The sequence below is a fragment of the Kitasatospora sp. NPDC087271 genome (assembly GCF_044744605.1).
Lineage (GTDB): Bacteria > Actinomycetota > Actinomycetes > Streptomycetales > Streptomycetaceae > Kitasatospora.
In genome coordinates this window covers 43,637-70,193 of sequence record NZ_JBIUYQ010000018.1, presented here as the reverse complement: position 1 = coordinate 70,193, position 26,557 = coordinate 43,637, and the positions used below count along the sequence as shown (strand labels likewise).

The 26,557-nt window shown below is 74.6% G+C and carries 22 protein-coding genes; 10 read left to right on the top strand and 12 right to left on the bottom strand.

Annotated features, from left to right (window positions below):
- Nucleotides 1–40 precede the first annotated feature (40 nt).
- Nucleotides 41–388, top strand: coding sequence for a hypothetical protein (locus ACIO9K_RS26890; protein ID WP_363585249.1), 348 nt, complete (start codon nt 41–43; stop codon nt 386–388).
- Between the two features lie 351 nt (nt 389–739).
- Complete coding sequence (locus ACIO9K_RS26885; RefSeq protein WP_363620897.1) at nt 740–1,267, top strand: hypothetical protein; 528 nt, start codon at nt 740–742, stop codon at nt 1,265–1,267.
- Nucleotides 1,268–1,325: 58 nt separating this feature from the next.
- Here ACIO9K_RS26885 and ACIO9K_RS26880 read toward each other — a convergent pair whose 3' ends face one another.
- On the bottom strand, nt 1,326–1,589 hold the full coding sequence (locus ACIO9K_RS26880) for a dsRBD fold-containing protein (RefSeq protein WP_063350242.1): 264 nt from the start codon (nt 1,587–1,589) through the stop codon (nt 1,326–1,328).
- A 304-nt stretch (nt 1,590–1,893) separates the two neighbouring features.
- On the opposite strand from ACIO9K_RS26880, the gene ACIO9K_RS26875 reads away from it, so the two are divergent.
- Nucleotides 1,894–2,832: a DMT family transporter gene (locus ACIO9K_RS26875; protein WP_363631885.1), complete on the top strand. Its 939-nt coding sequence runs from the start codon at nt 1,894–1,896 to the stop codon at nt 2,830–2,832.
- A 110-nt stretch (nt 2,833–2,942) separates the two neighbouring features.
- Complete coding sequence (locus ACIO9K_RS26870; protein ID WP_363620893.1) at nt 2,943–4,172, top strand: GNAT family N-acetyltransferase; 1,230 nt, start codon at nt 2,943–2,945, stop codon at nt 4,170–4,172.
- A gap of 77 nt (nt 4,173–4,249) precedes the next feature.
- On the opposite strand, the gene ACIO9K_RS26865 is transcribed toward ACIO9K_RS26870, so the two are convergent.
- From ACIO9K_RS26865 to ACIO9K_RS26855, 3 genes are all read right to left on the bottom strand, one after another.
- Complete coding sequence (locus tag ACIO9K_RS26865; RefSeq protein ID WP_400333733.1) at nt 4,250–5,683, bottom strand: MFS transporter; 1,434 nt, start codon at nt 5,681–5,683, stop codon at nt 4,250–4,252.
- Nucleotides 5,680–6,369: an ArsR/SmtB family transcription factor gene (locus ACIO9K_RS26860; protein WP_400333730.1), complete on the bottom strand. Its 690-nt coding sequence runs from the start codon at nt 6,367–6,369 to the stop codon at nt 5,680–5,682. The genes ACIO9K_RS26865 and ACIO9K_RS26860 overlap by 4 nt, the downstream gene beginning before the upstream one ends.
- A 114-nt stretch (nt 6,370–6,483) precedes the next feature.
- Nucleotides 6,484–7,188, bottom strand: a complete 705-nt coding sequence (locus ACIO9K_RS26855) for a hypothetical protein (protein WP_363620888.1) — start codon at nt 7,186–7,188, stop codon at nt 6,484–6,486.
- A 317-nt stretch (nt 7,189–7,505) separates the two neighbouring features.
- Between ACIO9K_RS26855 and polX the strand changes: the two genes are divergently transcribed.
- Nucleotides 7,506–9,260, top strand: coding sequence for a DNA polymerase/3'-5' exonuclease PolX (polX, locus tag ACIO9K_RS26850; protein WP_363620886.1), 1,755 nt, complete (start codon nt 7,506–7,508; stop codon nt 9,258–9,260).
- A 134-nt stretch (nt 9,261–9,394) separates the two neighbouring features.
- On the opposite strand, the gene ACIO9K_RS26845 is transcribed toward polX, so the two are convergent.
- Together ACIO9K_RS26845 and ACIO9K_RS26840 are read right to left on the bottom strand one after the other, a co-directional pair.
- Nucleotides 9,395–10,273 (bottom strand): PfkB family carbohydrate kinase, encoded by an 879-nt coding sequence (locus tag ACIO9K_RS26845; RefSeq protein WP_363620884.1) that lies wholly within the window; start codon nt 10,271–10,273, stop codon nt 9,395–9,397.
- Nucleotides 10,274–10,276: 3 nt separating this feature from the next.
- Nucleotides 10,277–11,260, bottom strand: a complete 984-nt coding sequence (locus ACIO9K_RS26840; RefSeq protein WP_400333725.1) for a pseudouridine-5'-phosphate glycosidase — start codon at nt 11,258–11,260, stop codon at nt 10,277–10,279.
- 136 nt (nt 11,261–11,396) lie between these two features.
- Here ACIO9K_RS26840 and ACIO9K_RS26835 point away from each other — a divergent pair, with 136 nt between their 5' ends.
- The 4 genes from ACIO9K_RS26835 (at nt 11,397) to ACIO9K_RS26820 (ending at nt 17,102) form a co-directional block, all read left to right on the top strand.
- Complete coding sequence (locus ACIO9K_RS26835) at nt 11,397–12,299, top strand: LysR family transcriptional regulator (RefSeq protein WP_363585271.1); 903 nt, start codon at nt 11,397–11,399, stop codon at nt 12,297–12,299.
- A gap of 144 nt (nt 12,300–12,443) precedes the next feature.
- Nucleotides 12,444–14,108 (top strand): peptide-N4-asparagine amidase, encoded by a 1,665-nt coding sequence (locus tag ACIO9K_RS26830; RefSeq protein ID WP_363620878.1) that lies wholly within the window; start codon nt 12,444–12,446, stop codon nt 14,106–14,108.
- A 492-nt stretch (nt 14,109–14,600) separates the two neighbouring features.
- The gene (locus ACIO9K_RS26825) at nt 14,601–16,181 is read left to right on the top strand and encodes a metallophosphoesterase family protein (RefSeq protein ID WP_363620876.1); all 1,581 of its coding nucleotides are present in this window, start codon (nt 14,601–14,603) and stop codon (nt 16,179–16,181) included.
- Nucleotides 16,182–16,337: 156 nt separating this feature from the next.
- Nucleotides 16,338–17,102 carry a (2Fe-2S)-binding protein gene (locus ACIO9K_RS26820; RefSeq protein WP_363620874.1) on the top strand — a complete coding sequence of 255 codons (765 nt, stop codon included), beginning with the start codon at nt 16,338–16,340 and terminating at the stop codon, nt 17,100–17,102.
- A gap of 120 nt (nt 17,103–17,222) precedes the next feature.
- Here ACIO9K_RS26820 and ACIO9K_RS26815 read toward each other — a convergent pair whose 3' ends face one another.
- Nucleotides 17,223–17,990: an FCD domain-containing protein gene (locus tag ACIO9K_RS26815; protein WP_363631901.1), complete on the bottom strand. Its 768-nt coding sequence runs from the start codon at nt 17,988–17,990 to the stop codon at nt 17,223–17,225.
- Between the two features lie 179 nt (nt 17,991–18,169).
- Here ACIO9K_RS26815 and ACIO9K_RS26810 point away from each other — a divergent pair, with 179 nt between their 5' ends.
- Nucleotides 18,170–19,702, top strand: a complete 1,533-nt coding sequence (locus ACIO9K_RS26810; RefSeq protein ID WP_363620870.1) for an amino acid permease — start codon at nt 18,170–18,172, stop codon at nt 19,700–19,702.
- Between the two features lie 250 nt (nt 19,703–19,952).
- On the opposite strand, the gene ACIO9K_RS26805 is transcribed toward ACIO9K_RS26810, so the two are convergent.
- The 5 genes from ACIO9K_RS26805 to ACIO9K_RS26785 form a co-directional block, all read right to left on the bottom strand.
- Nucleotides 19,953–21,005, bottom strand: coding sequence for a hypothetical protein (locus ACIO9K_RS26805; RefSeq protein ID WP_400333718.1), 1,053 nt, complete (start codon nt 21,003–21,005; stop codon nt 19,953–19,955).
- Between the two features lie 173 nt (nt 21,006–21,178).
- Entirely contained in the window at nt 21,179–22,759 is a 1,581-nt protein-coding gene (locus ACIO9K_RS26800) for an alpha-amylase family glycosyl hydrolase (protein WP_400333715.1), read from the bottom strand.
- A 161-nt stretch (nt 22,760–22,920) separates the two neighbouring features.
- Nucleotides 22,921–23,562, bottom strand: coding sequence for a bifunctional 4-hydroxy-2-oxoglutarate aldolase/2-dehydro-3-deoxy-phosphogluconate aldolase (locus tag ACIO9K_RS26795; RefSeq protein WP_400333713.1), 642 nt, complete (start codon nt 23,560–23,562; stop codon nt 22,921–22,923).
- A complete protein-coding gene (locus ACIO9K_RS26790) occupies nt 23,559–25,178 on the bottom strand; it encodes an amidohydrolase family protein (RefSeq protein WP_400333711.1) in 1,620 nt (539 codons plus the stop codon). Before ACIO9K_RS26790 ends, ACIO9K_RS26795 begins: the two co-directional genes overlap by 4 nt.
- The gene (locus ACIO9K_RS26785; protein ID WP_400333709.1) at nt 25,178–26,479 is read right to left on the bottom strand and encodes an amino acid deaminase; all 1,302 of its coding nucleotides are present in this window, start codon (nt 26,477–26,479) and stop codon (nt 25,178–25,180) included. The genes ACIO9K_RS26790 and ACIO9K_RS26785 overlap by 1 nt, the downstream gene beginning before the upstream one ends.
- Between the last annotated feature and the right edge of the window lie 78 nt (nt 26,480–26,557).

The window sequence follows — 26,557 nt, the reverse complement described above, 5'->3', positions numbered from 1 at the left end:
CCGGGGCCCTCGTCGGACTCCCGGTGGAATGCTGGCGCCCATGAGCCAACCGGACCTTCGTTCCGCAGAGTTCCACCACTGTCCGTCCGTCGTCACGCTGCCGCAGACGGACGTGGACCACTACAACACCGTTCCGCGCGGCGCCTTCCTGATCGATCCGCGCCTGCGCTGCGACCTCGCCGGCGGGCACGGCGGCACCCATTCCGCGCTGGTCCAGGGCGTCGGCTTCGACCTGCACTGGGCGTCCTGGCCCGAGTACCTGGTCGAGGTCGGGCCGCGCTGCCCGGCCGTCGGCCCGTACGAGGGGCCGGAGCCGCCGCGCGACCCCAACATCTGCCTGCTGCGCGAGGACCACCCCGGGCCGCACTACGGCGAGACCTGGTTCTGACGCCCCGCCGGTCGATCCCCCAGACCGGTGGTGCCCGCCGAGTTCGATCCCCATGCCTCCCCGAGCCGGCCGGGGTCACCACCCGACCGGCCCGGGCGGCGTCCACCAGCTGGATCAGCCCCGGCCCTTCGCCGAACACAGCCGCACCCACCACGCCCCCGGGTCGCCGAGGCCGCCCGCCGCACCCTGCACCCCGTCCGGAGCGGCGGTCGCCGTCCTACCGGGCCTCCCGCCGTCGGCGGCGGATTGGCCCGAAGTCGCCAGCGTCGCCAAATCCCTTGTACCGCGCTCGACTTGGCGCTGGCAGACCGACGCCGCCACGTCGGCCCACTCACACCTCACGGAGCAGCCATGCCCGCGTTCGTCCGACGCCTCGCCCCCGCGGCGGTGCTCGCGCTCACCGCGCTGGCCGTCACCCCGGGCAGCGCGCCCGCCGTGGACCGTGACGGGCCGGCCGTCGCCGCCCCGGCGGGCGAACACCCGGGGCTGACCTGGACCGCCCTGGAACAGCGCGCCGGTGTGGTGCACGTCGGCACCGACGGCGCCAGCAACCCCTACCTCGGGGACACCGCCGCCGACACCGAACTGCCGGTGCTCTGCCTCCACCAGGACGGCCGCCCGGCCCCCACCGGGATCCCCACCGCCGGCTTCCACAGCTGGGCGGGCGGGGAGGTCGCCACGACAGCCCCGACGGCCGGGTCCGACCTGAGCGGCCGGGACGACGCCGACGGGCTCTGCGAGGACTCCTTCGGCGCCGGCTGGCGAATGGCCGAGTTCCACGACGGGCAGGGCTGGTCGCTCTGGGCGGCCGGCACCCTCCCGGCGGGCACCCGGTTCTGGACGGCGATCAACGACCAGCCGGCCAACCCCTGGTCCTGACGTCCGCGTGGTCCCGGGCCGTCCCGTGCGAGCGCGGGACGGTCGGCGGGGGCGAGGATCAGTAGATCAGGTACCCCGGGCGGTGTCCTTCGTCGTCGATCTCCCCGGTGGCCTGCGCCCGCAGCTTGCGGGACAGCTCCTCCAGGGCTCGGGAGGCCGCGACCTCCTCACCGATCCTGGCGAGCGGGCGGTCGTCCGTGCTCTTCATCGACTCCCCGTGGGCGCGCAAGCCCGGCGCCCGCGCACCGGTCAGCCTGGCCTCGCACGCCGTGTGCACTCCGTCTTCCTCGAAGCTCAGCTCCACGTCCCACTGGTTGTGCATGCCACACCTCCTGGCAGCGGCCCCCTCGCGCCTGTCCGGACCGGCACGGACGGTGAGCCGTGGCGGCCGCTCACACCAGCGTGCGCCCGTCCGGCCCGTGGCGGCAAGCGGGCCCGGCCCGGGGCTGCGGACCCGGCCCAGGAACCAGTTCCCCCACCACGGGTCTCCCGGCCGCGGCTGCTCTCCGCCGCCGGCCGGGCCGCGTCGCCGCCCCGGCGGTACGCTGACGGAAGCGCGCCGCGACCGCCGACCGAACCCGGACCCGCCGGCGCGGCGCGGGCAGTGACAACCGGGTGGTCCCTCCGTGGCGGTCTTCCTCCTCGCCCTCGGCGCCGCCTGCTGCCTGGGCCTCGGCTTCGTCCTCCAGCAGCACGCGGCGCAGCGGGCGCCCCGTGCCGACCTGCTGCACTGGCGGCTGCTCCTGGACCTGATGCGGATGCCCGAGTGGCTGCTCGGCACCGGGTTCATGGTGTGCGGACTGATCCTGTCCGCGCTCGCCCTCAACCAGGGCGAGGTCTCGCTCGTCGAGCCGCTGCTCGCGACCAACCTGCTGTTCGCCATGGCGCTCTCCCGGGTGCTGACCCGCCAGACCCTCGGCCGCTCGGGCTGGGCCGGGGTGCTGCTGCTCGGCCTCGGGGTGACGGCGTTCATCGTGGCCGGCCGGCCCACCGGCGGCGGTGCGCCCGCCGGGGAACTGCGGCACTGGCTGGTGGTCGGCACGGTGGTCGGGCTGACCCTGCTACTGGTCTCGTTGGCCCGGCGGCTGCCGCTGTTCGAGGAGGCCACCCTGCTGGCCCTCGCCGCCGGTCTGCTCTACGGCCTCCAGGACGCGCTGACCCGCACCACCACCCAGCGCCTCGACCACAGCGGGCTGGACGCGGTGCTGCGCAGCTGGCAGCCGTACGCGGTGGTGGCGGCGGGCGTGGTCGGGCTGCTGCTGGTGCAGAGCGCCTTCGAGGCCGCGCCGCTGCGGATGTCCCTGCCGGCGCTGACCGCCGCCCAGCCGCTGTCCGGGATCGCCTGCGCGGTCGGCTTCCTCGGCGACCGGCTGCGGGTCACGCCGGGTGCGCTGGCCTGGCAGTCCGCCGGACTGCTGGCCATCGTGGTCGGGGTGATCGTGATCGGCCGCCACCCGGCGATGCCGGGCAGCGTCCGCGAAGCCCCGGAGAGCGTCGGGGCGCCACCGGAGGACGAGCGGCCCGAGGAAGGCCCCGGAGGCCGTCCGGGAAACGGTCCGGCCTGACCACCGGTGCCGGAGCGTAATTCGCTTGACCGGGCCACGGGTCAACGCTGCACTGTGGCGAGGCACACGGGCCGTGGTGCCGTCGTCATCCAGGGGAGGAAGCGGCAGCGATGGAGATCCGTCCGACAACCGATCAGGACCTCGACGTCTACGTCGACACGCTCCATGCCGCGTTCGGGCTCTTCCCGGAAACCCCGGCCGACGGCGGCGGGCTCTGGTGGTCGGCGACCGAGATGGACCGCAACCTGCTCGCCGTGACGGCGGACGGGCGGCCCGTCGGCACCGCCGGCGCGTACACCTTCGAGCTCACCCTGCCCGGTGAGGCCCTCGTCCCCACCAGCGGGGTGACCGGCGTCGGCGTCCTGCCCTCGCACCGGCGCCAAGGCGTGCTCACCGCGATGATGCGGCGCCAGCTCGCCGAGTTTCGGGCCCGCGGGGAGTTCCTCTCCGTACTGCTGGCCTCCGAGGCCGTGATCTACCGCAGGTTCGGCTACGGACCGGCGACCTACACGCAGCGGCTGACGGTGCCGCGCCATCAGGCCGCCTTCGCCCTCCCCCGGGCGCGCGGAACGGCCGACACTGCGGCGCCCGGCCCGGGCACCGGCTCGATCGAGCTGCTGCGGCGGGCCGAGTGCGGCGAGATCCTGGAAGCGGTCTACGACCGGTACCGCCGCGCACAGCCCGGCGCACTGTCCCGGCCGCACCGCTGGTGGGCCTTGGGCGCGGGCCGGCCCCCGGTCTCCTCGGCGTCGCGCTACGTCGCCGTCCACCGGGATGCCGACGGTGTCCCGGACGGCTACGCCTGCTACTCGCTCGGCGACGGCACCTTGACGGTCGACGAGACCATCGCCACCGACGACGCCGTCGCCACGGCCCTGGCCCGGTTCGCGCTCGAACACGACCTGGTCTCCCAGGTCGTGTTCAAGCACGTTCCGTCCGACCACCCGCTGCGCTGGCAGCTTGCGGACTTCAACGCCGGCGAGGGGAGCAGCAGCACCGACTGGCTCTGGGTGCGGCTGCTGGACGTCCCGCGGGCGCTGACCTCGCGCGGCTGGTTCGTGGACGGCGAGCTCGTCCTCGACGTCGACGACCCGTTCCTCGGCGAGCACGGCCGCTACCTGCTGACCGTCCGGGACGGGAAGGCCGAGTGCGTCCCGACGGACCGGGAGCCCGACCTGTCCCTGGACGTGAGCGACCTGGGCTCGGTCTACCTCGGCGGCACCACCCCGAGCACGCTGGTGCGGGCCGGGCACATCCGGGCCCACCGCCCGGGCGCGGCCGCCCTCGCCGACGCCCTCTTCAGCGCCGAGCGCGCCCCGCACTGCCTGCACTGGTTCTGACCAGTTGGTTCTGCCCGACTGGTTCTGACCGGCTGGTTCCGGCCGCACGCTCGCCTCGCCGCCCCTGTGCGACAGGCTTACGGGCGCGCCGGGACCGACGCGGGCGCAAGCTCGGGCTCCGTCGCCGGCTCAGGCCCTGTCCCCGGCTCGGGCTCGGATTCGGGCTCCGTCACCGGCTCGGGCTCCGCCTCGTCGGCGGTGCCCGTCCGGCCGCGCCGGCGGTCCATCTCACGCCACTCCGGCCGCAACCCGGCCAGGTTGGTGGAGACGAAGTAGAGGGCGCCGCCCGCGACCAGGGTGGGTATCAGCCCGACGAGGCCGACCGCTGCGCCGGCCAGCAGGCCGCCGAGCGGGATACCGGCCCAGGCGAGGGAGTCGCCGAGGGCGTGGACGCGGCCGAGCAGGTGGCGGGGCACCCGCTCGAAGAGCACCGCGCCGAGGATCGGGTTGAGGAAACCGCCGCCGAAGCCACCGACCGCGAAGACCGTGAGCACCACCCACAGCGGCGCGCCGCACGCGAGCACCAGGAAGCGCGGGGCCCCGACGAGCAGGAAGCCGGCGAAGAACACCGTCCGCCGGGGCAGCCGGTGGGCGACGGCCGCCGCGATCAGGCTGCCGACGACCGCCGTGATCCCCCCGGCGGTGCCGGTCAGGCCGATGGCGGCCGGGCCGTTCCCCGACTCCCGCGCCCAGACCGGGAGGAGGACCGTGATGAACCCGGCGTCGAGCAGGTTGGTGATGCCGACCAGCACCGTCACGGTGAGCAGCAGCGGATCGGAGCGCAGGAAGGTGAAGCCCTCGCGGAACATCCGCCAGTAACCCACCGGTTCGGCCCCGGACTCGGCCCCGGACTTGGCCTCGGACTCGGCCCCGACGGCCTGCTCGCCGACGGGTGCCAGGGCCGCCGCGCGCCCCATCCCGCGCGGCAGGGCGAAGGCGATGACGAGGGACCCCAGGGCGAAGGTGGCGGCGTTGAGCGCCAGCCCGGCCAGCGGGCCCATCAGCGCGACCAGCCCGCCACCGACCGCCGGACCGACCGTGGAAGCCAGCCGTTCGGTGACGCCGGAGAGACCGGTGGCGCGCTCCATCGGCACCCGGGCGCGGTCGGCGGCCTCCGGGACCATGACCGACTTGGCCAGATCCCCCGGGCCGCGCATCGCGCCGATCACCGCGACCATCGCCAGCAGCACCCCGAACGGCAGCAGCCCCAAGGCGTGCAGCAGCGGGACCAGCCCGGCCGCGACGGCGCTCACCAGGTCCGTCGTCCAGGACACCACCCGCGGCCCGAGCCGATCGACCAGCGGCCCGGTCAGCGCCTTGACCAGCACGTACGGCGCCATCTCGGCGAAGGCGACCAGGCCCGTCATGGTGGCGCTGCCGGTGGTGGCCAGGACGAACCAGGGCAGGGCGATGGCCGAGACACGCGTCCCGGTGATGGAGACGGCCATCGCGGAGAGCACCCCGACCAGCGGCCGGAGGCTACGCGCGGGCGCGTCGGCGACGGTGGTCATCGGGACCCCGCCTCACCGGTGTCGGTGTCGGTGTCGCTGTCGCTGTCGGTACCAGCGCCGGTGTCGGTATCGGTGTCGGTACCAGCACCGGTGCCGACGCTCGCGTCGGGCAGCACGTGCACGACCACGGAGACCCGCTCGGTGCCCTCCGGGGTCGGCCCCTCCGCGTCCAGCGCGCGGTAGCGCCGCACCACCGCGGACAGCTCAGCGGCCAGTTGCTCGGCCTCCTCGGGGGTGAGCTGCAACAGCACGTCGCTGAGGCCGACCGCCTTGCGCCACTCCCGCGGCATCGTCTCGAAGGCGTCGACCGACCGATGCGCGGTCAGGGCGTGGGCGGTGAGGACGGACCGGAGGAAGCCGACGGCCGTGTCGGGCTCCTCGTCGGCCATGTCGTCACCCGTCCAGACGGTGAACTTGTGGGCCGCACGCCACCACCGCTCACGAGCGTTTCCGCGCTCGGGATCCTCCTCGACGAAGCCCGCGGCGGCGAGCTGGCGGAGGTGGTAGCTGGTCGCCCCGGAGTTGAGCCCCAGCTGCTCGGCGAGCCTGGTCGCCGTGGAGGGGCCGTGCTTGCGCAGCAGCCCGACCAGCTGCATGCGCACGGGGTGGGCCATCGCCCGCATGCCCTTGGCCGTGAGGACGATGTGGGGGTCATCGCTGTGCATCCAGCCGCGTTCATCGGTCATGGCAGGAGCGTAGAACCGCAAAGACATCTTTGCAAAGGGTTTTTTGCGAAGAAGTCTTTGCGGTGAGCGACAGGGTCGCGAAGGGCCGCGCGCCGACCGTCCGCCGGCCTTCCGTCAGTCGTGCGCGACCACCAGCAGCAGCACCACCGTCAGCCCGCCGCCCGGCGTGGCCTCCACCGCCAGCCGCCCGCCCGCCGCCAGCACCAGGCTGTGCACGGCAGGCCCGACCGGCCCGTCGGCGCGGGCGCCCGCGAGCAGCCACTCCCGCGCCCCGGGCAGCTCGGACGACCCCCGGTCGGCCACCCGGATCTCCACCCGCCCGCGCGGTCGCGCCGCCCCGCTCAACCCGGCCGCCCGCAGGGCCGTCGCGGCCGGGCCCGGTCCGCCCGCCACCTCCGCGCGGACCAGCACCCGCCCGCCGGGCGGGTTGCGCCGGATCGCGTGGTCGACCAGCCCGGCGAGCGCGGCCTCCAGCCGCCGGGCGTCCGCGGCCACCACCGGCAGCCCCGGTGCCAGCCGGGTCGTCACCGCCGCCGCCCGGCCGCCGCCGCGCACCACCTTGCGGACCACCTCGGCCACCTGGACGTGCCGCGCCTGCGGCTCGCAGCCGGCCTGCCGGCCGGTCCACTCGACGCGCTCCAGTTCCGGCCGGGACAACTCCCGGGGCCCGGCCATCTCGCCCGGTCGGAACGGTCCCGGTTCCTCGCCCGCCACCGCGCCGCCGGGCCCGCCCGTGCGGCCGGGGCCACCCGGCCCGCCGAGGGCGCCGAGCGCCCTGGCCCCCGATGCGACATAGCCCCAGAGCTTCCCGCTTGCCATCGCCCTGCCCCTCGCGCATCGCCGGCGGCCGTCATCAGTACCGCGGCCGACCGGCGCGGGCCGCTTCCCAGGCCCTGCTGCCAGCCTGCACCTCACTCGTTCGGGTGACAATCCGGCTCCGGGACGCGAACCGGGCACCACCCCCGCCGGTCGGCCGGCGCCACACCCGCCGACCGGCGGGGCAGTCCCGGCCACCGGCCCGCCGCGGGCCCTCGACGCGGCGCCGTCGGCCCCGGGCCGGGCCTCACGAACTCCCTTCGCCCGCCCGGAGGTCCGCCGCCCGGGCCGGAGCCCGGAGACCCCCCTAGACTGGCCCCATGCCCCGGCTCAACGACCAGGTGCGGGAGCTGCTCCAGGAGTACGCCGACCTGATCAACATCACCGGCGGGGACGCCTTCCGGGCGCGGGCCTACGAGAAGGCCGCCCGCGCGGTGGGCGGCCACTCCGAGGACGTCGCCGGCCTGGACGCCAAGGGCCTGCAGCAGATCCCCGGCGTCGGGAAGTCCACCGCCGAGAAGGTCGCCGAGTACCTCGCCACCGGGCGGATCACCGCCCTGGAGGCCCTGCGTGCCGAAGTCCCGTCCGGGGTCCGGGAGATGACGGCCGTGCCCGGCGTCGGCCCCAAGCGCGCCCTCGCCCTCTACCGCGACCTGGGCATCGCCTCCGTCGACGACCTGGCCGAGGCGGTCCGGTCCGACCGGCTGTCCGGCGTGGCGGGCTTCGGCGAGCGCAGCGGCGAGAAGATCCTGCACGGCATCGAGTTGCTGCGGCGCTCCGGCGGCCGCACGCTGCTCGACGCGGCCACCGAACTGGCCGAGCAGCTCGTCGCCGCGCTGTCCGCCGTGCCAGGCTGCACCCGCTGCGCGTACGCGGGCTCGCTGCGCCGGATGCGCGAGACGGTCGGCGACGTCGACGTGCTGGCGACGGCCGCCGACTCCGCCCCGCTGATGGCCGCGCTCACCGGACTCCCGTACGTGGCCGAGGTGATCGCGAGCGGTCCGACCAAGACCTCGGTGCGCACCACCGGGGGCGTGCAGGTGGACCTGCGGGTCGTCCCGGAGGAGGACTGGGGCGCGGCACTCGTCTACTTCACCGGATCGAAGGCGCACAACATCAGGCTGCGCACGATGGCCGTCCGGGCCGGGCTGAAGCTCTCGGAGTACGGCCTGTTCCGGACCGCCCCCGAGGGAGCGGACGGCGAGGGCACAGACGGCGCCAAGGTGGCATCCGCGACCGAGGACGAGGTGTACGCGGCACTCGGCCTGCCGTGGATCGCGCCGCCGCTGCGCGAGGACCGGGGCGAGATCGAGGCCGCCCTGCGCGGTGAACTCCCGGATCTGGTCCAGGAGTCGGACCTTCGCGGCGACCTGCACACGCACACCGACCTGACCGACGGCCTGGCCACCCTGGAGGAGATGATCGACACCGCGGCCGCCCGCGGCTACTCCTACTACGCCGTCACCGACCACGCACCGGACCTGGTGATGCAGCGGATGACGGACGAGAAGGTGCTCGCCCAGCGCGAGCGGCTGCGCCGACTCGCCGACCGCCACCGGAAGCTGCGCCTCCTGCACGGCACCGAGCTGAACATCGGCCCGGACGGCGGGGTGGACTGGCCGCCCGGGTTCCTGGCCGGCTTCGACGTCTGCGTGGCCTCCGTGCACTCGCACTTCGCCGCCGACCGGGCCGCCCAGACCCGCCGGCTGATCCGCGCCTGCGAGAATCCGCACGTGCACGTCATCGGCCACCTCACCACCCGGAGGATCGGCCGCCGCGGCCCGATCGACGTCGACCTGGACGCGGTGTTCGCGGCCGCCGCGCGCACCGGCACCGCGATCGAGATCAACGGTTCCCCGCAGCGGCTCGACCTGCGCGACGAGGACGTCCTGCGGGCGAAGCGGCACGGCGTCCGCTTCGCGATCGACAGCGACGCCCACGCCACCGGGCAGCTCGCCTACCCGCGCTTCGGCATCGGTACGGCGCAGCGCGGCTGGCTCACCGCCGAGGACGTGATCAACACCTGGCCCTGGCAGCGGCTGAAGCGCTTCCTCCGCAAGGACGCGCTGCGCTGAGCGGGCCGCCGGGCACCCGGTGGGCGGCCCCCGGGCACAGGGCCGCCCACCGCATGGTCAGCTCGACACCGCCCCGAGCCCACCCCGCCGCCGCCCGGACGCGGTCCCGAGCCCACCCCGCCGCCGCCCCGAGGTCACCGCTCCGCGAACGAGGCCCCCGGCGTGGCCAGCACCCGGGCCGCGCTGCGGTGCCCGAGGCCGGCGGCCAGGTGCAGGTCGCCGGCCTCCAGGAAGCCGGCCAGGAATCCCGCCGCGAAGGCGTCCCCGGCGCCGGTGAGGTCGCGCACCTCGCTCACCGGCGGCACGGGCACCGTGAACGGCGCGTCCCCGGGCACGTCGACGGTGGTCGCCTCGGCACCCGCCTTGGTGACCACGGTGGTGGCCGCCAACCGGGCCCGCTCCGGCCCCGGCAGCCCGCCCACCAGCAGGCCCAGGTACTCCGCCTCGGACCGGTTGGCGAACACGAAGGTCGGCGCCAACTCGGCCAGCAGGGCGAGGAAGCGCTCCCGCCCGTACTGCTCCAGCATGCCGGTCGAGGAGGCGTCCACCGAGGTGGTGCCGCCCGCCCGTCGGACCCGCGCCAACGCGTCCACCGCGGAGCGGCCGACCGGATCGCCGTCGAAGGAGTAGGCGGGCACGTGCAGGTGGGTCAGGCCGGCCAGCCACTCGTCCGGCACCCGGTCCAGCAGCTTGGCCGCGCCGCGGTCGGGCAGCATGGTCCGTTCGCCGGTCTGGTCGATCAGGACCACGATGCTGCCGGTCTGGCCGCGCCGGGCGACCCGTACGTCCACGCCGTGCCCGGTCAGCTCGGCGACGATGCCGTCCCCGACCGGGTCGGCGCCGACGCAGCCGATGAACCGGGCCGGGTACTGACCGGCGGCGAAGCTCGCGACGTTCGCCGCGCTGCCGCCGCGCCGCCGGAAGACCTGGGCGCTGGAGTCGGTGCCGTGCCGCAGCGGGCCGTCGACCCAGACGACGATGTCCTCGACGAGGTCGCCGAGCACCCCCAGCACGGGTCAGGCCCCGCTGCGGGCGGCGGCCGCCAGCGCGGTCGCGATCTGGCCGCCGAGCCGGACGTTGCCCCGGTAGACCTCGACGTTGACCTCCAGGCTGCGGCCCTGGGTGTCGCGCTGGATGTGGTCGAGCAGGAACGGCGTGGAGGCGTTGCCGGTGACGCCCTGGCGCTCGGCCTCGGCCCAGGCGCGGGCCAGGATGCCGTCGAGTTCCTCCGGCGGCAGCTGCTTGGCGGGGTCCACCGGGTTGGCGATCAGGACGGCCTGCGGCAGGGCGAGGCGGTCGCGGGCCTCGATGAGCCGCGCGGCCTCCTCGGGCGACTCGACGCTGAAGTTGATCTCGTGGCCGGAGTCGGTGACGTAGAAGCCGGGGTACTTGCGGGTGCGGTAGCCGATGACCGGGATGTTGAAGGTCTCGAAGCGCTCCAGGGTGGCCCGGATGTCCAGGATCGACTTCACGCCCGCGCTGATCACGGTGACCGGCGTGGCGGCCAGGGTGGTCATGTCGGCCGACTCGTCGAAGCTCTCGGAGGCGCCGAAGTGGACGCCGCCGAGGCCGCCGGTGGAGAACACCCGGATGCCCGCCCGGTGGGCGAGGAAGGCGGTGGCGGCGACGGTGGTGCCGCCGTGGCGGCCGAGCGCGGCGACCACCGGCAGGTCGCGCAGGCTCACCTTGTCCAGGCCGTCCGTCGCGGACAGTTCGGTGATCTGCTCGGTGCTCAGACCGACCGTGGGCACGCCCGCGTGCACGCCGATGGTCGCCGGGACGACGCCCGCCTCGCGCAGCCGTCGCTCGGCCTCCAGCGCGACGGCCAGGTTGCGGGGGCGCGGCAGGCCGTGGGTGAAGATGGTCGATTCCAGCGCGACCACGGGCCGGCCGTCGGCCACGGCCTGCGCGACCTCCTCGGAGACGTGGATGGCCCGCGCGGAACGGGTGGCCGGCGCGGAGCCGGCGGCTTCGGGGGTGCTGGGGGGCAGTCCGGTCATGGTCGGATCTCTCTGTGAGATGCCACTGCGGTGGGGCAACGTGTCGCTCAGCGTATGGACGGTTCGCATCGGAATCCAGAATGAGTCCTGGGGCTTTCCATAGGCTCAGACCTATGGGTTGGCTTAGGCTTGAGCCATGGGCTTCACCTTGCGTCAGCTTGAGGTCTTCCTCACCGTCGCCGAAACGCTGCACTTCGGACGGGCCGCCGAACGGCTGCACATCTCCCAGCCGACGGTCAGCCAGGAGGTCGCCCGGTTGGAGCGGACCGTCGGTGTCGAGCTGTTCGACCGCAGCCGCCGCTCGGTGGCGATGACCGAGGCCGGCGAGGTGATGGCCGCCGAGAGCGCCCGGCTGCTCGGGCAGGCCGAGACGCTGCTGGCCCGGGTGCGGCTGCACGAGGAGTCCCGGCTGGGGACGGCCCGGATCGTCGCCTCCCCCAGCGTGGTGAACCGGCTGCTGCCCGCCGTGGTCAGCCGCGCCGAACAGGAACTGCCCGCGCTCACCACCGCCGAGGTCGCCGTCGACACCGGCCAGGTCTCCACCGCGCTGGCCGCCGAACTCGCCGACATCGGCCTCGGCCGCTTCCTCGACGAGGTGGCCGGCTACCGGCTGGAGCGGATCGCCGACGAGCCGGTGCGGGTCGCCCTCGGCCGGGACCACCCGCTGGCCGGCCGGACGAGCGTGCGCCTCGGCGAACTGCGCGACCTGCCGCTGCTGCTGTGGCCGCGCGAGCAGCATCCGCGCTACTACGACCACGTGCTCGGCCTGTGCGCGGACCACGGCGTCGACCCGCCGGTCCTGGTCAGCCCGCCGCGGATCGTCGGCTCCCGGCTCTACCTGCTCGCCCGCAACCGCGCGTTCTCGCTGGTGCCCGGCTCGATGACCGGCCACCTCACCGAGGACGTGGCCACCGTCCGGCTGGACGGCCGGGCCACCCTGCCGCTGGAGATGCAGTGGCGGCTGGACGACCGCCGGCCCCGGCTGGCCACCCTGCGGGACCTGATCCGCCAGGAGGCGGCGGCCCTGGAGGTCGACTAGGGCTTTGCCGGGCCCGCGACGCCGGGCACCCGAAGCGCCCCCGGCGAATCCTTGACGCTGGCATGCCACCGCCGAAAGGATGCCCGGACCGCCCACCCGGCCCGCGGCAGCGCCCGCCGGCCGCCCGACCCCTGGGGACCAGCCTTGGCCGTCCGCCCGCTGCTTCGCCGCGCCGCCCGCCTCCTCGGCGCCGCCGCCCTGACCCTCGCCGGCACCCTCACCGCCGCCGCCCCCGCCCACGCCGACTTCGGCACCGACTACCACGACCCGGTCACCGCCACCCGGCCGCTCACCCGCCCCGACACCCGCTCCTGCACCGTCGAGGTGATGCACGACCAGCAGTTCCGCAACGGGTACGGCAACCCGCCCGACACCCCGTACACCACCACCCTCACCCCGCCCGCCGACTGCGCCGGGCCCTGGTCGGCGGTGGTCCTGGACCTCCACGGGCAGGTCGCCGGGCGGCAGTTCGACCGCATCTTCAGCGCCCGCGTCGGCGGCGTCCAGGTGCTGCTCTCCTCCACCCCCGAGCCGTCCAAGGACGGCATCGAATGGAAGCTCGAACGCGATCTCACCCGCTACGCCCCGCTGTTCGCCGCCGGCCCGCAGCCGTTCTCCCTCGACCTCGCCAACGTCACCGACGCCACCTACACCGGCGTCTTCACCATCAGCGCCAGTGTCACCTTCTACACCGCGAACGACCACTGGCCCGCCGCCCGCGCCGCCGACCGCCTGCTCACCACCGGGCCGTTCGCGCTCACCCAGGCCGCCCCCGCCGCCACCCGCGAGCTCACCTTCCCGCAGAACCTCGAACGCCTCACCGCCGAGGTCTACACCCGGGGCGGCGGCGCCTGCGAGGAGTTCGCCTACGCCTCCGCGCCCGACGCCTTCGTCAGCGCCAACCCCGGCCTCGGCTCCTGCGGCAAGGGCCCGTTCCGCGAACTGCGGCTCACCGTCGACGGGCGGACGGCCGGCGCGGTCTGGCCCTACCCCGTCATCTACACCGGCGGGTGGGATCCGCTGCTCTGGCGGCCCGTCCCCGGCGTCTTCGCCTTCGACCTGCCCGCCTACCGGCTCGACCTCACCCCCTACGTCGGACTGCTGCTCGACGGCCGCCCGCACACCGTCGGCATCGCGGTGAACGCCACCGAGGCGCAGAACAACGACACCTGGACCGGCCAGGTCAACCTCTTCGCCGACGTCGACCACGGCACCGCCCGCACCACCGGGCAGCTCACCGACCACCGGGTCGCCCCCGAGGCCGCCGTCGACACCCGGCTCACCGACCACGGCGGCGGCAGCGGCGACTGGACCGTCACCGCAGGCCGGCACGACCTCGCCCGCGGCTGGGTCCAGACCTCGCACGGCCGGATCACCACCGAGGTCCGCGACGACCTCGCCTTCCGCTCCACCCAGCAGCTGCGCGACAGCGGCAACGACGTGACCCTGCACAACCGCACCGACCTCACCCGCACCACCGCCACCTGGGGCGGCGGCCCGCACCGCACCACCACCGTGCGCGAGGGCGAACCGCTGGACGTCACCTACCGCGTCACCCACGACGCCGCCGGCAACACCGACCAGCGGACCGCCATGGACCTCGGCTACCACCGCGAGGCCACCACGGCCACCGGCGGCCACGTCACCGAGCGTTCGACCGTCGACCACACCCTGCGCCCCACCGCCCGCCGCCACGACGGCGACTCCACCGTCCGCACCGGCACCAGCACCGAGGACTACCGCAGCACCGGGCCCGACGGGCCGTACCACCGCACGCTCTCCTTCGTCGACGGCTGGCCGAAGCCGTAACACCGCCCCGAATCTCCCGACTTGCGAAATCCATCCGATTTCGGGCGGTTGACCCCTGGTGCACACGGCGTGGGAAGCGCATGATGGGAGGTGGACCTGCGAGGCAGCTGAAGGAGTTCGACCGCAGGAGGCAGTGGTGACAGATCGAGACGGATCAGGGTCTGCCACTGGCACTACCTCGGTCGACGATCGAACTGCCGGCCGGAGGACACGATGTCCGGAGGCCACCCCCGCCTCGTAGGTTCCCCGCGTCCACGGAGCGCCCCCTCGGCTCCGTGGACGCGTCCGTCGCGGCAGGGCCCGTCACTGCGGCGCCCGTGACCGCGGGGCCCATCGCCGCGGCACCCGTCACTGCGGCACCGGGTAGCCCGCCTCCCAGGCGTGAACGGCGATGCCGACCCGGCTCTCCCCGTCCGCCGCCGAGGCGGCCCGGCGGGAAGTTCACGTCACGGCCCCGGCGCGGTTCACCGACGCGCGGTGAGGCTGGCGGCCATGAACGCTTCCAGTGGACATCTCCCCGTCAGCCGGCGCGGGATCCTGGCCGGTGCCACCGGTCTCGGTCTCGGCGCCGTCTCCCTCTCCGGCATCGCGGCCACGCCCGCCGCCGCCTCTCCGCTGCTGCTGGAGCGGCCGGACCGCTCCGGCGCCCCGCGCGTCGCCGGGCTGCACCTCCAGTTCGGCTCGGACGCCTCGCGCGAGGTCGTGGTCTCCTGGCACACCACCGCCTCGGTCGGCAACCCCCGTGTCCGGTACGGCACTTCGCACGGCGGCTTGGGCCGCAGCGTGCAGGCCGACACCAGCACCTACCGGGACGCCAAGTCCGGCACCGAAGTCCAGATCCACCACGCCCGGCTGAGCGGCCTGCACCCCGACACGGACTACGTGTACGCCGCCGTCCACGACGGTGCCACCCCGGAGCTCGGCACCGTCCGCACCGCCCCGCGCGGCCGGGCCGCCTTCACCTTCACCAGCTTCGGCGACCAGGGCACCCCCACCCTCGGCAAGAAGACCGCGAACGGCTACGCCAACGACAACCTGGGCAGCCCCGCCGCCGGCGACACCACCGCCGGAGTCGAGCGGATCGCCCCGCTGTTCCACCTCGTCAACGGGGACCTCTGCTACGCCAACCTCGCCACCGACCGGGTCCGCACCTGGTCCGACTGGTTCGAGAACAACACCCGCTCGGCCCGCCACCGCCCCTGGATGCCCGCCGCCGGCAACCACGAGAACGAGCGCGGCAACGGCCCGACCGGCTACGGCGCCTACCAGGCCTACTTCGACCTCCCCCCGTCCGGCTCCGACGACGAACTGCACGGCCTCTGGTACGCGTTCACCGCCGGCGCGGTCCGCGTCATCAGCCTCAACAACGACGACGTCGCCTACCAGGACGCCGGCGACTCCTACGTCCACGGCTACTCCGGAGGCGCCCAGCAGCGCTGGCTGGAGCGGGAGTTGGCCGCCGCCAACGCGAACCCCGAGATCGACTGGATCGTGGTCTGCATGCACCAGGTCGTCATCTCCACCGCCGACAAGTTCAACGGCGCCGACCTCGGCATCCGCGAGACCTGGGTGCCGCTGTTCGACAAGTACGGCGTCGACCTGGTGGTCTGCGGCCACGAGCACCACTACGAGCGCTCGCACCCGATCCGCGGCCAGCAGCAGACCGACACCCGCACCCCCATCCCGGTCGCCACCGACACCGCCACCATCGACACCACCCGGGGCACCGTCCACCTGGTGATCGGCGGCGGCGGCACCTCCGCCCCCTCCAACCACCTCTTCTTCGAGCCCGCCAAGGCCCGCGTCATCACCGGCGTCGGAGCCGTCGACCCGGCCACCGGCAAGCGGCCCCCGCAGTACGTGATCGAGGACGCCCCCTGGTCCGCCTTCCGGGACGCCGAAAACCCGTACGGCTTCGCCGCCTTCGAGGTCGACCCGGGCGAGCGCGGCGGCCGGACCACCATCGACGTCACGTACTACTCCGTCAGCGGCCCGTACGGAGACCTCGTCCCCGTCGACCGCTTCACCCTCACCCGCCCGCGCGGCGCCCGCGGCGGCGGCCGGGGACGCTGACCCCGGGCGCCCGGGGCGGTGGCGCCGGCCCGGACCGGCGCCACCGCCCCGGCAGCGCGCTCACCCCCCGACAGGCGCGGTACCGTTCCTCCGCGCGCCCGAACGCACCGAGCGCACCGAACGCCTGAACCCCCGAACGCCCTGGAGGCCCGCCCGATGCCCGTCGACCGCCCCGCCGACGGCACCGGGAACGCCGACCGCCCCGACTACGGCCGACTCGCCGCCGTCGGCCCGTACTTCGCGCTCGACACCCCCGCCACGCCCGGCGCGGGGCCGCCCCCGGGCTTCCGGCCGCTGCCCGAGCTGTACGGCGCCGGGCCGGACGCGCCGCTGGCCCGGCGGATCCGGGTGGTGGCGCAGCGGCTCGGCACCGCCGAGCCCCGGGTCGCCGCGTCGATCCTGCATCTCGGACTGGCCGCCCGTTTCTGGTCGGTGGGCCTCGGGGCGGCCGTCCTGCTGGGTACGGTCCCGACACTGGAGCACGCCTGGGTACGGATCCCGGATCAGGGGCCGCTCGACCTCTGGGCACCGCCGGAGCCCCCGCTCCCCGCTCCGTTCCCCACTTCGCTCCCGCTCGCCGACCAGCTGTACGAGGCCGTCCTGGTGGGCCAGTTGGAGCCGCTGGCGGCGGCGGTGCGGTCCGCCGTCCCGCTCTCCGCCCGGCTGCTGTCGGGCAACGCCGCCTCCGCCCTGGCCGGTACGCTGCGGGTCCTGGACGCCCACGCACCGGTCCCCGCAAGGGCGTTGGTGGCGGAGCTGCTCGCGCGCCCGCCGCTGGCCGGTACCGGGACGCTGCGGACCGGCCCGCGCGGCGCCGCCTTCCGGCGGACCAGCTGCTGCCTGTACTACCGGGTGGGGCCGGGCGCCGGGGTCTGCGGCGACTGCTGCTTCACCCGGCCGCCCGCGCCAAGACGGGGCTGATACATCCAGGAGTGGAGGTCATGTCCGGACCACCTCCCGGCTCGCCGCCGCCGACGGCACCGCCGCCCGCCCCACCACCGGGCCTCCGGGCCTCCAGGCCTCCAGGCCTCCGGTCACCCGTCACCCGTCCCCCGTCACCCGTTCGTCCGCCAGCTGGAGGTGCCCCCGGACCAGGTGGTGCACGCAGGCGACGGTGTGCACCTCGGCGGCGGCCCGGGCCCCGGCCGCGTCACCGGCCAGGACGGCGACCAGGATCTCCCGGTGCTGCTCGGCGAACCGTTCCTGGTCGGGGCCGTGCGGTGCGGGCAGCCAGAGCAGCGGCCCGAGTTCGGCCTGGAGCCGGACGGCGAGCCGGGTGAGGCGCACGGACTGGGCGGCGACGGCGAGTTCGATGTGGAAGCGGGCGTCGGCGCGGCGCTGTTCGGCGGGCCCGGCGGCGTCGCGCAGGTCGTGCACCAGCCGGGTGAGCCGGGGTGCGAGGTCGACGGGGGCGCGTTCGGCGGCGAGCCGGGCGGCGGTGCCGGAGACGGCCAGTTCCTCGTCGCCGAGGTCACGCAGGTCGACGGTGGCGAGGTCGCGCAGCCGGGCGAGTTGGAGGCGTTCGGGGCCCTCGCCGGGCGTGCGGACGAAGCTGCCGCCGTTGCGGCCGCGCCGGGTCTCGATCAGGTCGGCCTCGCGGAGCAGGGCGAGCGCCTCGCGGACGGTGCCGTTGGCGACGCCGAGCTGGTCGGCGAGGTCGTTCTCGCTGGGCAGCTGATCCCCGTCGGCGACCAGGCCGAGGGCGATCGCCTCGGTGATCCGGCGGGCCACGGCATCGGCGCGGCCGAGGTCGGTCAGCGGCGCGAGGACGGCGCTGAGCAGCGGGGTCGCGCTCCCGATCGTCGCCACGCCGACCCTCTCCTCGATCACCGTCGGACTGGGTGCTTCCGGCAGGGTACCTCCCGGTCGGGCACGCACCCTTGCCGCTAGAAACCCGATCTCGTATGTTTTCCCGCGATCCCGGTCCGAGCACCACCCCCGGTAAGCCCTCACGCGTCACGCCACGTTCCCAGGAGCAGGAGCAGGTCATGACCGATGCCAGCGCACGTGCCACCTCCCCGACCGGCCCCCTCCCCCCTCAGGGCCCCGACCTCGGCGCCGATGCCGACGCCGCACGGCTGGCCGCCCTCGGCTACGCCTCCGAGTTCAAACGCGACATGAGCCTCTGGGCGAACTTCTCCCTCGGCTTCACCTACCTCTCCCCGGTCGTCGGCGTGTACACACTCTTCGCCTCCTCCCTCGCGACCGCCGGCCCGCCGATGGTGTGGAGCTTCCTGATCGCCGGGGTCGGCCAGTTGCTGGTGGCACTGGTGTTCAGCGAGGTGGTCGCCCAGTTCCCGGTGGCGGGCGGGGTGTACCCGTGGTCGCGCCGGCTCTGGGGCCGCACCTGGGGCTGGCTGACCGGCTGGGTGTACCTGCTGGCGCTGATGTCCACCATCGCGGCGGTCTCCTACGGCGCCGGCCCGTACGTGGCCGCGCTGCTGGGCGTCGAACCGAGCACCGCGACGACCGTCTGGTGCGCGCTCGGCCTGCTGCTGCTCGCCACCGTGATCAACCTGGGCGGCACCAAGGTGCTGTCGGCGGCGGCCGTGTTCGGCTTCGCCGCCGAGCTGCTGGGCGCCCTGGCGGTCGGCGCCTGGCTGCTGCTGACCCACCGCTACCACGGGCTCGGTGTGGTCTTCGACCGCTTCGGCGCGGGCGGCGGCGGCTCGTACACCGACGCCTTCCTGGCCGCCGGGCTGATCGCGGTCTTCCTCTTCTTCGGCTTCGAGGCGTGCGGCGACGTCGCCGAGGAGGTGCCGAACCCCGGTCGACAGATCCCCAAGTCGATGCGGCGCACCCTCTACGTCGGCGGCGCGGCGGCGATCGGCGTCAGCCTGGCGCTGGTGATGTCGATCCAGGACATCGGCGCGGTGGTCTCCGGCGACGACAAGGACCCGGTGGCCTCGGTGCTGCACGACGCGTTCGGCGCCACCGGCGCCCGGGTGGTGATCGGCGTGGTGCTGATCTCCTTCCTGTCCTGCGTGCTGAGCCTCCAGGCGGCGGCGAGCCGGCTGGCGTACTCCTTCGCCCGGGACCGGATGATCGCGGGCAGCCGGCTGCTCGCCACCGTCTCGGACCGCCTGCGGGTACCGCCGTACGCGCTGCTGCTCGCTGCGGCAGTGCCGGGCGTGATCATCGTCGGCGCCTCGGCGCTCTCCGAGGGCGCCCTGACGAAGATCATCTCCTTCTCCAGCATCGGCATCTACCTGGCCTTCCAGATGGTGGTGCTGGCCGCCCTGCGCGCCCGGCTGCGCGGCTGGCGCCCGAGCGGGGACTTCCGGCTCGGCCGCTGGGGCCTGGCGGTGAACATCGGCGCGCTGGTGTACGGGCTCGCCGCGATCGTCAACATCTGCTGGGGCCGCACCCCGGACGCCGCCTGGTACGACGACTACCTCGTGCTGCTCTCGGCCGTGGCGGTGCTCGCGGCCGGCGGGCTCTACCTGCTGCTGGCCCGCCCGCACCTGCGCGGCGACGCCCCGTCCGGCGACGCGACGGCCCCCGCCGGGGACGCCCGATGACCCTCACCCCTGGAGGAATCCCCGTCGCCGCCCTCGACCGCGTCCCGGACGACGGGCACCCCGAAGGCGCGTCATGAGCCCGGAGCCATGAGCCCGGAGTCACGGAACCCGGAGTCACAGAGCTTGAGTCACGGAACCGGAGCCGCGAAACCGGCCCGCGTCCGGCTTGTCCAGAGCCGGGCGCGGGCCGCCGGTCCCCACCCGGTGCCGATGCCCTCAGCGGCGGGTGAAGCACTCGCGTGCGGTGCGGTCAGACCGCGACCGCCTCCGCCATCTCCCCCTCGGCCTCCACCGGGCTCTCCACCGCCCGGCGCCCGCGCCCCTCGTAGAGCGCGGCGGCCACCAGCGCGGCCCCGCCCAGCAGCAGCCAGACCACCAGGGTCACGACGTGCCCGCCGAGGCCCGCGCCGCCGTCGAAGTACAGGATGCTGCGCGCGCCCTCCAGGAAGCCGGCGCCGGTCCAGAAGCCGTGCAGCGCGCCGAAGAAGCCGTTCTGCAGCTCGGGCCGGAAGACGCCGCCGGAGCTGGTGAAGTTCAGCATCACGAACAGCACCATCAGGGCCAGGGTGGTCCACCTCTTCAGGAAGCTGTGCAGGCCGATGCCGATCAGGACGACGCCCGCCGAGTAGAGCCACCCGAGCGCCCACACCGCGGCCAGGTCGTGGTCGACCACGTGGAAGACCGGTCCGGCGGTGACGATCCCGATCACGCTCACCACCAGCGACACCGCCACGCCGACCAGCGCCCGGATCCGCATGCTCAGCCCGGCGCCGGCCGCGCCGATCACGGCGACGCTGGCGTAGGAGCCGATGCTCAGCGCGACCAGCAGGAAGAACAGGCCCTGGCCGGTCGGGTCGCCCTCGGCCGGGGTGGTGAGGTCGGTGACGTGCAACGGCACGCCCTGCCGGTCGGTGACGTTGGTGAACACCGCCGTGGCGGCCACCGCCGAGGTGTCCGAGTTCCCCTTGGCGACGAGCAGTTCGGGGCTCCTGGCATCCGGGAGGAAGGCCCCCACCAGGTCGCGGTCGCGCAGCTGCTGCTCGGCGATCGCCCGGTCGGGCAGGGTGCGGACGTCGACCGCCGCCCCGGCCTTGGCCTGGATCGCCTGCGCCAGGCCCTGCGCCTGCGGGGTGGTGCCGACCACGGCGACCTTCAGGTGGTGCGGCTCGGGCTGGTGGAAGGCGCCCTGGTAGGCGAGCGCCATGCCGAGGCACATCAGCAGCGGGGTGATCAGGTGGAGGGCGAGGTGCTTGAGCGAGTGCCCCAGGGCGGGCGCTGCGGCAGGGGTCTGGGGTGTGCTCATGGCGTTCGTACCGTCCTCCGGTGGCATCCAGTCAAGATAGGTGGCAAATGCAACCATGAGAGGTGCTGAATGCACCCACATCAGGTGGTAAATGCAACTATCTTGGATGTAGCTTACAACTATCTGACGCCGATCGAAAGCCGGCCGCCCCAGCAGGGGACACGGCCGAGCGCTCAGGACAGCTCGAACACGCCGTACGAGAAGCCGTCCGCCCGCAGTTCCCCGTCCGCCACCCGCACGCCCCGCACCTCCAGCGGGCGCACCCCGTCGTGCTCCAGCCGCACCGTCCCCGGCTCCCGGCGCGGGTTCACCGCCACCAGGTACCGTCCGGCCCGGGTGTACACCAGCGGGTACCCGGCGTGCCGGACCTCCACCCCGCCCGAGGCGCCCAGCCCCGGATGCGCCCGGCGCAGCGCGATCAGCCGCCGGACGGTGTGCAGCAGCGAGGTCGGGTCGGCCCGCTGGGAGAGCACGTCCGGGCGCCGCGGGTCCGGGTCGACGGGCAGGTAGAGGCGCTCGGGCGGCGCGCTGGAGAAACCCGCCGTCGGCCCGGGCTCCCACTGCATCGGGGTCCGCGAGCCGGCCCGGTTGTACCGCGGGCCGAGCACGCTGCCCTCGACGTCGGGCAGTCCGGGCAGGTAGCGCATGCCGATCTCGTCGCCGTAGTAGACGGCCGGCAGGGTGGGCCAGGTGAGCAGGAACGCGAAGGCGGCGGCCAGTTGCCCGTCGGTGCGCGGGCCGGTGGCCAGCCGGGAGAAGTCGTGGTTGGCGGTGGGCAGGGCGATGTGGCCGACGCCCCCGGTCGATTCGGCGGCGGCGCGCCAGGCGTCCAGGAACACCTGCGGGGTGCCGCGCCCCTCGGCCTCGAAGTAGCACGGGCCCTGCTGCCAGAACTCCTCGACCGTGCCGGCGCCGTTGTTCCACAGCGATCGCAACGCCAGGCCGTGGTCGGCACCGCCGAACTGCAGGAAGAAGTCCGCGTGGAAGCCCGCCGCGACGGCGGCCGCCGGATCGCCCCACTCGGCGAACAGCGCGGCCCGCGGGTGGGCGCGGTCCAGCCAGTCCCGCAACCCGGTCCACAGCTTGGCGGTCTCCACCAGGCCCGGGTCGTCCTTGACCAGCGAGGAGGCCATGTCGACCCGGAAGCCGGCCAGGCCGAGGCCGAGCCAGTGCGCCATGATGTCGCGCAGGGCCGCCCGGTTGGCGCGCGGGCCCTCGGCGTCCACCGGCTGGCGCCAGGGCTCCTCGGAACTCGGGCGCGCGTAGCCGAAGTTGAGCGCGGGCTGGCAGTCGAAGAAGTTCGGCCGGTACCAGCCGGGTCGGCTACCGGGCGAGGCGACGAAGCCGTCCACCCGCTGGTCGGACCAGATGTACCGGTGGTCGGACGGGTCCTCGGCGGCGGCCAGGAACCAGGGGTGGCGGTCGGAGGTGTGGTCGGAGACCAGGTCGAGCAGGATCCGGATGCCCTTGCGGCGGGCGGCCTCGACCAGCGTGACCAGGTCCTCGGTGGCGCCGTAGCGCGGGGCCGGGGCGAGGTAGTCGGCGACGTCGTAACCGGCGTCGCGGAACGGGGAGGCGAAGCAGGGGTTGAGCCAGACGGTGTCGACGCCGAGCCAGGCGAGGTGGTCGAGGTGCGCGGCGATGCCGGCGAAGTCGCCGATGCCGTCGCCGTCGGAGTCCGCGAAGCTCTGCGGGTAGATCTGGTACAGGACGGCGTCGGCCAGCCAGTCGGGGCCGGGGCTGGGCGGGGTCATGGGGTGGGTCCTCCTGCCGGATCCGGGGGCCGGGGCCAGGGCTGGGGCCGGGGCTGGGGAGCACGATTCTCGCCCATCCCCGGCCGTGCCGACAGCCCGCCGACGGCCGTCCCGACAACTCGCCGGCCGACCGCCCCGGCACCCCGCCGCCCGCCGGCCCCTCAGGCCCGCGCCACCGCGCACGCCGCGGTGAACGCCCGGGCCCGCCGGGTGATCTCCGCCCAGTCCCCCGCCGCGACCGCGTCCGGCGGCACCACGTCCGTGCCCGCGCAGACCGCGAGCGCGCCGTGCGCCAGGAAGTCGGCGGCGTTGCCCGCGTTCACCCCGCCGGAGGCCACCAGCGGGACGTCCGGGTACGGGCCGCGCAGGTCCTTGAAGTAGCCGGGGCCGAACGCCCGGGCCGGGAAGATCTTCACGGCGGCGGCCCCGAGGTCCACCGCCCGGGCCACCTCGGTCGGGGTGAGCGCCCCGAGCACCACCGGCACCCCGGCGGCCCGGGCGGCCTGCGCGACCTCGGGCCGGCAGCCGGGGGTGACCAGGAAGGACGCCCCGCTCGCGACCCCGCGCTCGGCCTGCTCGGCGGTCAGCACGGTGCCCACGCCGACCCGCCAGCCCGCGTCCGCGGCACGCCGCAGGTGCGTCGTCACCTCCGGTGTGGTGTAGGTGAATTCGGTCCAGTTGATGCCGCCGTCGGCGAGCGCGGCGCATAGCGCGGCCGCGTCCGGGATGCGGGGCGCGCGGACCACGGCGATCACCGGGTCGTCCCACAGGTCGGCGAGGGGGTTCACGGAGGGGGGATTCACAGGGATCTGGTTCCTCGGTCGGTGCGGCGCAGGGCGCGCCCGGGCCGGGCGCCCGTGGTGCGGCCCTGCCGGACGACGGCGGTGCCGTTGACGTACACGTGCTGGACGCCCTCGGCGGGCAGCCGGGGGTCCTCGAAGGTGGCGGCGTCCCGGACCTTCTCGGGGTCGAGGAGCACCAGGTCGGCGTGGTGGCCGGGGGCGATCAGGCCGCGCCGGTGCAGCCCGAGCCGGGCGGCGGGCCGACCGGTCATCCGGGCGATCGCCTCCTCCAGTGTCAGCACGCCCAACTCCCGGCTGTAGTGGGCGAGGTAGCGGGGGAAGGTGCCCCAGGCACGCGGGTGCGGCCGGGCGCCGACCAGCAGTCCGTCGCTGCCGACGGTGTGCGCCGGGTGGCGCATGATCGCCCGGACGTTCTCCTCGTGCCCGACGTGCTGGAGGATCGTGGTGGCCAGTTCGTCGCGGCGCAGCAGGTCGAGGAAGACCTCCGTGCCGCTGCGGCCCCGCTCGGCGGCGAGTTCGGCGACGGTCCGGCCGACCGCCCGCGCCAGCTCGGCCGTCCGGACGCCGGAGATCTGGATCGTCGCCCAGTCGGTGACGACGCCATGGCAGCCGTCGCTGCCCTTCTCCTCCACCTCGTACCGGATCCGCTCGCGGGCGGCCGGGTCGGCGAGCCGGGTGAGTGTCGCCGCCGGACCGCCCTCGGTGGCCCAACTGGGCAACAGGGCGGCCAGGGTGGTGGATCCCGGCAGGTAGGGGTAGCTGTCCAGGGTGAGGTCGACGCCGTCGGCGAGCGCCTGGTCGACCAGTTCCAGCAGTTCGCCGGCCCGGCCCCGGTTGACGCCGAAGTTCATCGTGGCGTGGGTCAGGTGCAGCGCGCAGCCGGTCCGCCGGGCGATCTCCACCATTTCCGCGTAGCCCTCCAACGCACCCTCACCATAAGAGCGTTGGTGCGGGGCGTGGAAGCCGCCGTAGGCCGCTACCACGGTGCACAGCTCGACCAGCTCGGAGGTGTCCGCGTACATCCCGGGGGTGTAGCTGAGGCCGCTGGACATGCCGACCGCGCCGTCCAGCAGGCCCTGCGCCAACTCCTGGCGCATCCGGTCGAGTTCGGCCGGGGTGGGCGGCCGGTTGGCCCAGCCCATGGCGAGCATCCGCAGCGAGCCGTGCGGGACGAGGTAGCAGGCGTTGACGGCGACGCCGGTGCGGTCGATCCGGTCCAGGTAGCCCGCGACGCCGCGCCAGTCCCAGTCGAAGCCCTCCGGATCGCCGTTCCAGCCGGCCAGTTGGCGACGCAGCGCGGGCAGGGTGGTGTCGTCCACCGGGGCGTAGGACAGGCCGTCCTGGCCGAGGACCTCGCAGGTGACGCCCTGGGTGATCTTGGCCGGGTGCTCGGGTTCGAGCAGCAGGGCGAGGTCGGAGTGGGCGTGCATGTCGATGAAGCCGGGGGCGAGGACCAGCCCGTCGGCGTCCACCACCGTCGGCGCGTCGAGGCCGTGGCCGATCTCGGTGATCAGCCCGTCGGCGATCCGCACGTCCGCCCGGTAGCGGTCCGCGCCGGTGCCGTCGACGACGGTGGCGCCCCGGAAGACGGTGTCGGGCGCTCTGCCGCCCGCCATCAGAAGAACGTCCTGACCAGCCCGGTGACCTTCGGCTCGGCCGCGTCGGCGGAGTCCAGCACCGGGATCGCGGTCCACTTGTCGAAGGCCGTGCACGGGTGGGAGACGCCGAGCCGCAGCACCGCGCCGATCGGGGCGAGGTCGCCCGCGTCGCGCAGGAAGGCGTGCTGGTCGTTGAGTGCGGTGATCCGGGCTGCGGTGCCGGTCAACTCTGCGCCGCCGCGCACGCGTTGCGGCTCGGGCAGGCCCTCGTCGAAGGGCAGGTCGCGCTTGCCGGCGTCCAGCAGGGCCAGTTGCGGCTCGGGCCGGGACACCACCCGGGCCCAGCCGTGCAGCGCGCTGCGGAACGGCGTGTCGCCGGCGCCCCGGACCAGTGGCGAGATGCCCCGGTAGAAGCCGTCGTCGTGGGCGATGTACGCGCCCGAGCGCAGGACCACGAGGGCGTCCGGCAGGCCTGCCAGTTCCTCGACGACCAGGTCGAAGTAGGCGCTGCCGCCGGCCGTCACGATCGGCCGGGCGTCGTCCGGGTAGGCGCGGGCGAGCCGGCCGTGCAGGTCGGCGAGCGCCTTGAGGTAGTCGCGGACGGTGGCCAGCCCGTCGGCGGTGGCGTCGTGGGCGAGCGCGCCCTCGTAGCCGCCGACGCCCGCGAGGCGCAGGGTGGGGGCGCGCAGCACGGCGGCGGCGATCTCGACGGCCGCGTCCACGCCGCGGGCGCCGGTGCGCCCGCCGGGGCCGCCGAGTTCGACCAGGACCTCGACGGGCCGCTGGGCCCCGGCGGCGCGCAGCGCCTCGTCCATCAGCCGGACGCTCTCGGTGGAGTCCACCCAGGAGACGAAGGCGAACGCCGGGTCGGCGGCCAGTTCGTCGGCGAGCCAGGCCAGTCCGGCCGGGTCGAGCAGGGTGTTGGCGAGCAGGATCCGCTCGACTCCGAAGGCCCGGGCGACGCGCACCTGCGGCAGGTTGGCGAGGGTGATGCCGTGGCTGCCGGTGGCGAGCTGCGCCTGCCACAGGGCGGGCGCCATGGTGGTCTTGCCGTGCGGCACGAGCACGACCCCGGCCTTGGCGCACCAGTCGGCCATGGTGCGGAGGTTGTGGTCGAGCGCGGCACCGTCCAGGGTGAGCAGCGGGGTGCCGAGCCCGGTGAGGGTGGGTCCGGTGGCCAGCCAGTCGCGGACGGAGTGCCCCCAAGCCTCCGGCGGGGCGGCCTTGAACCGCCAGTCGAGCGTCTCGTCGGCGAGGGCCGCCACCGCGCCGTCGCCGATGCCCGGCCCGGTGCCGATGCTTGCGAAGGTCTGCTCCACCGTCTTCCTCCATCTGCCGTGTTGCAACATGTGCAATGAGGGTTGCACATGTTGGCATGACGGTTCTAGCATCGGCGC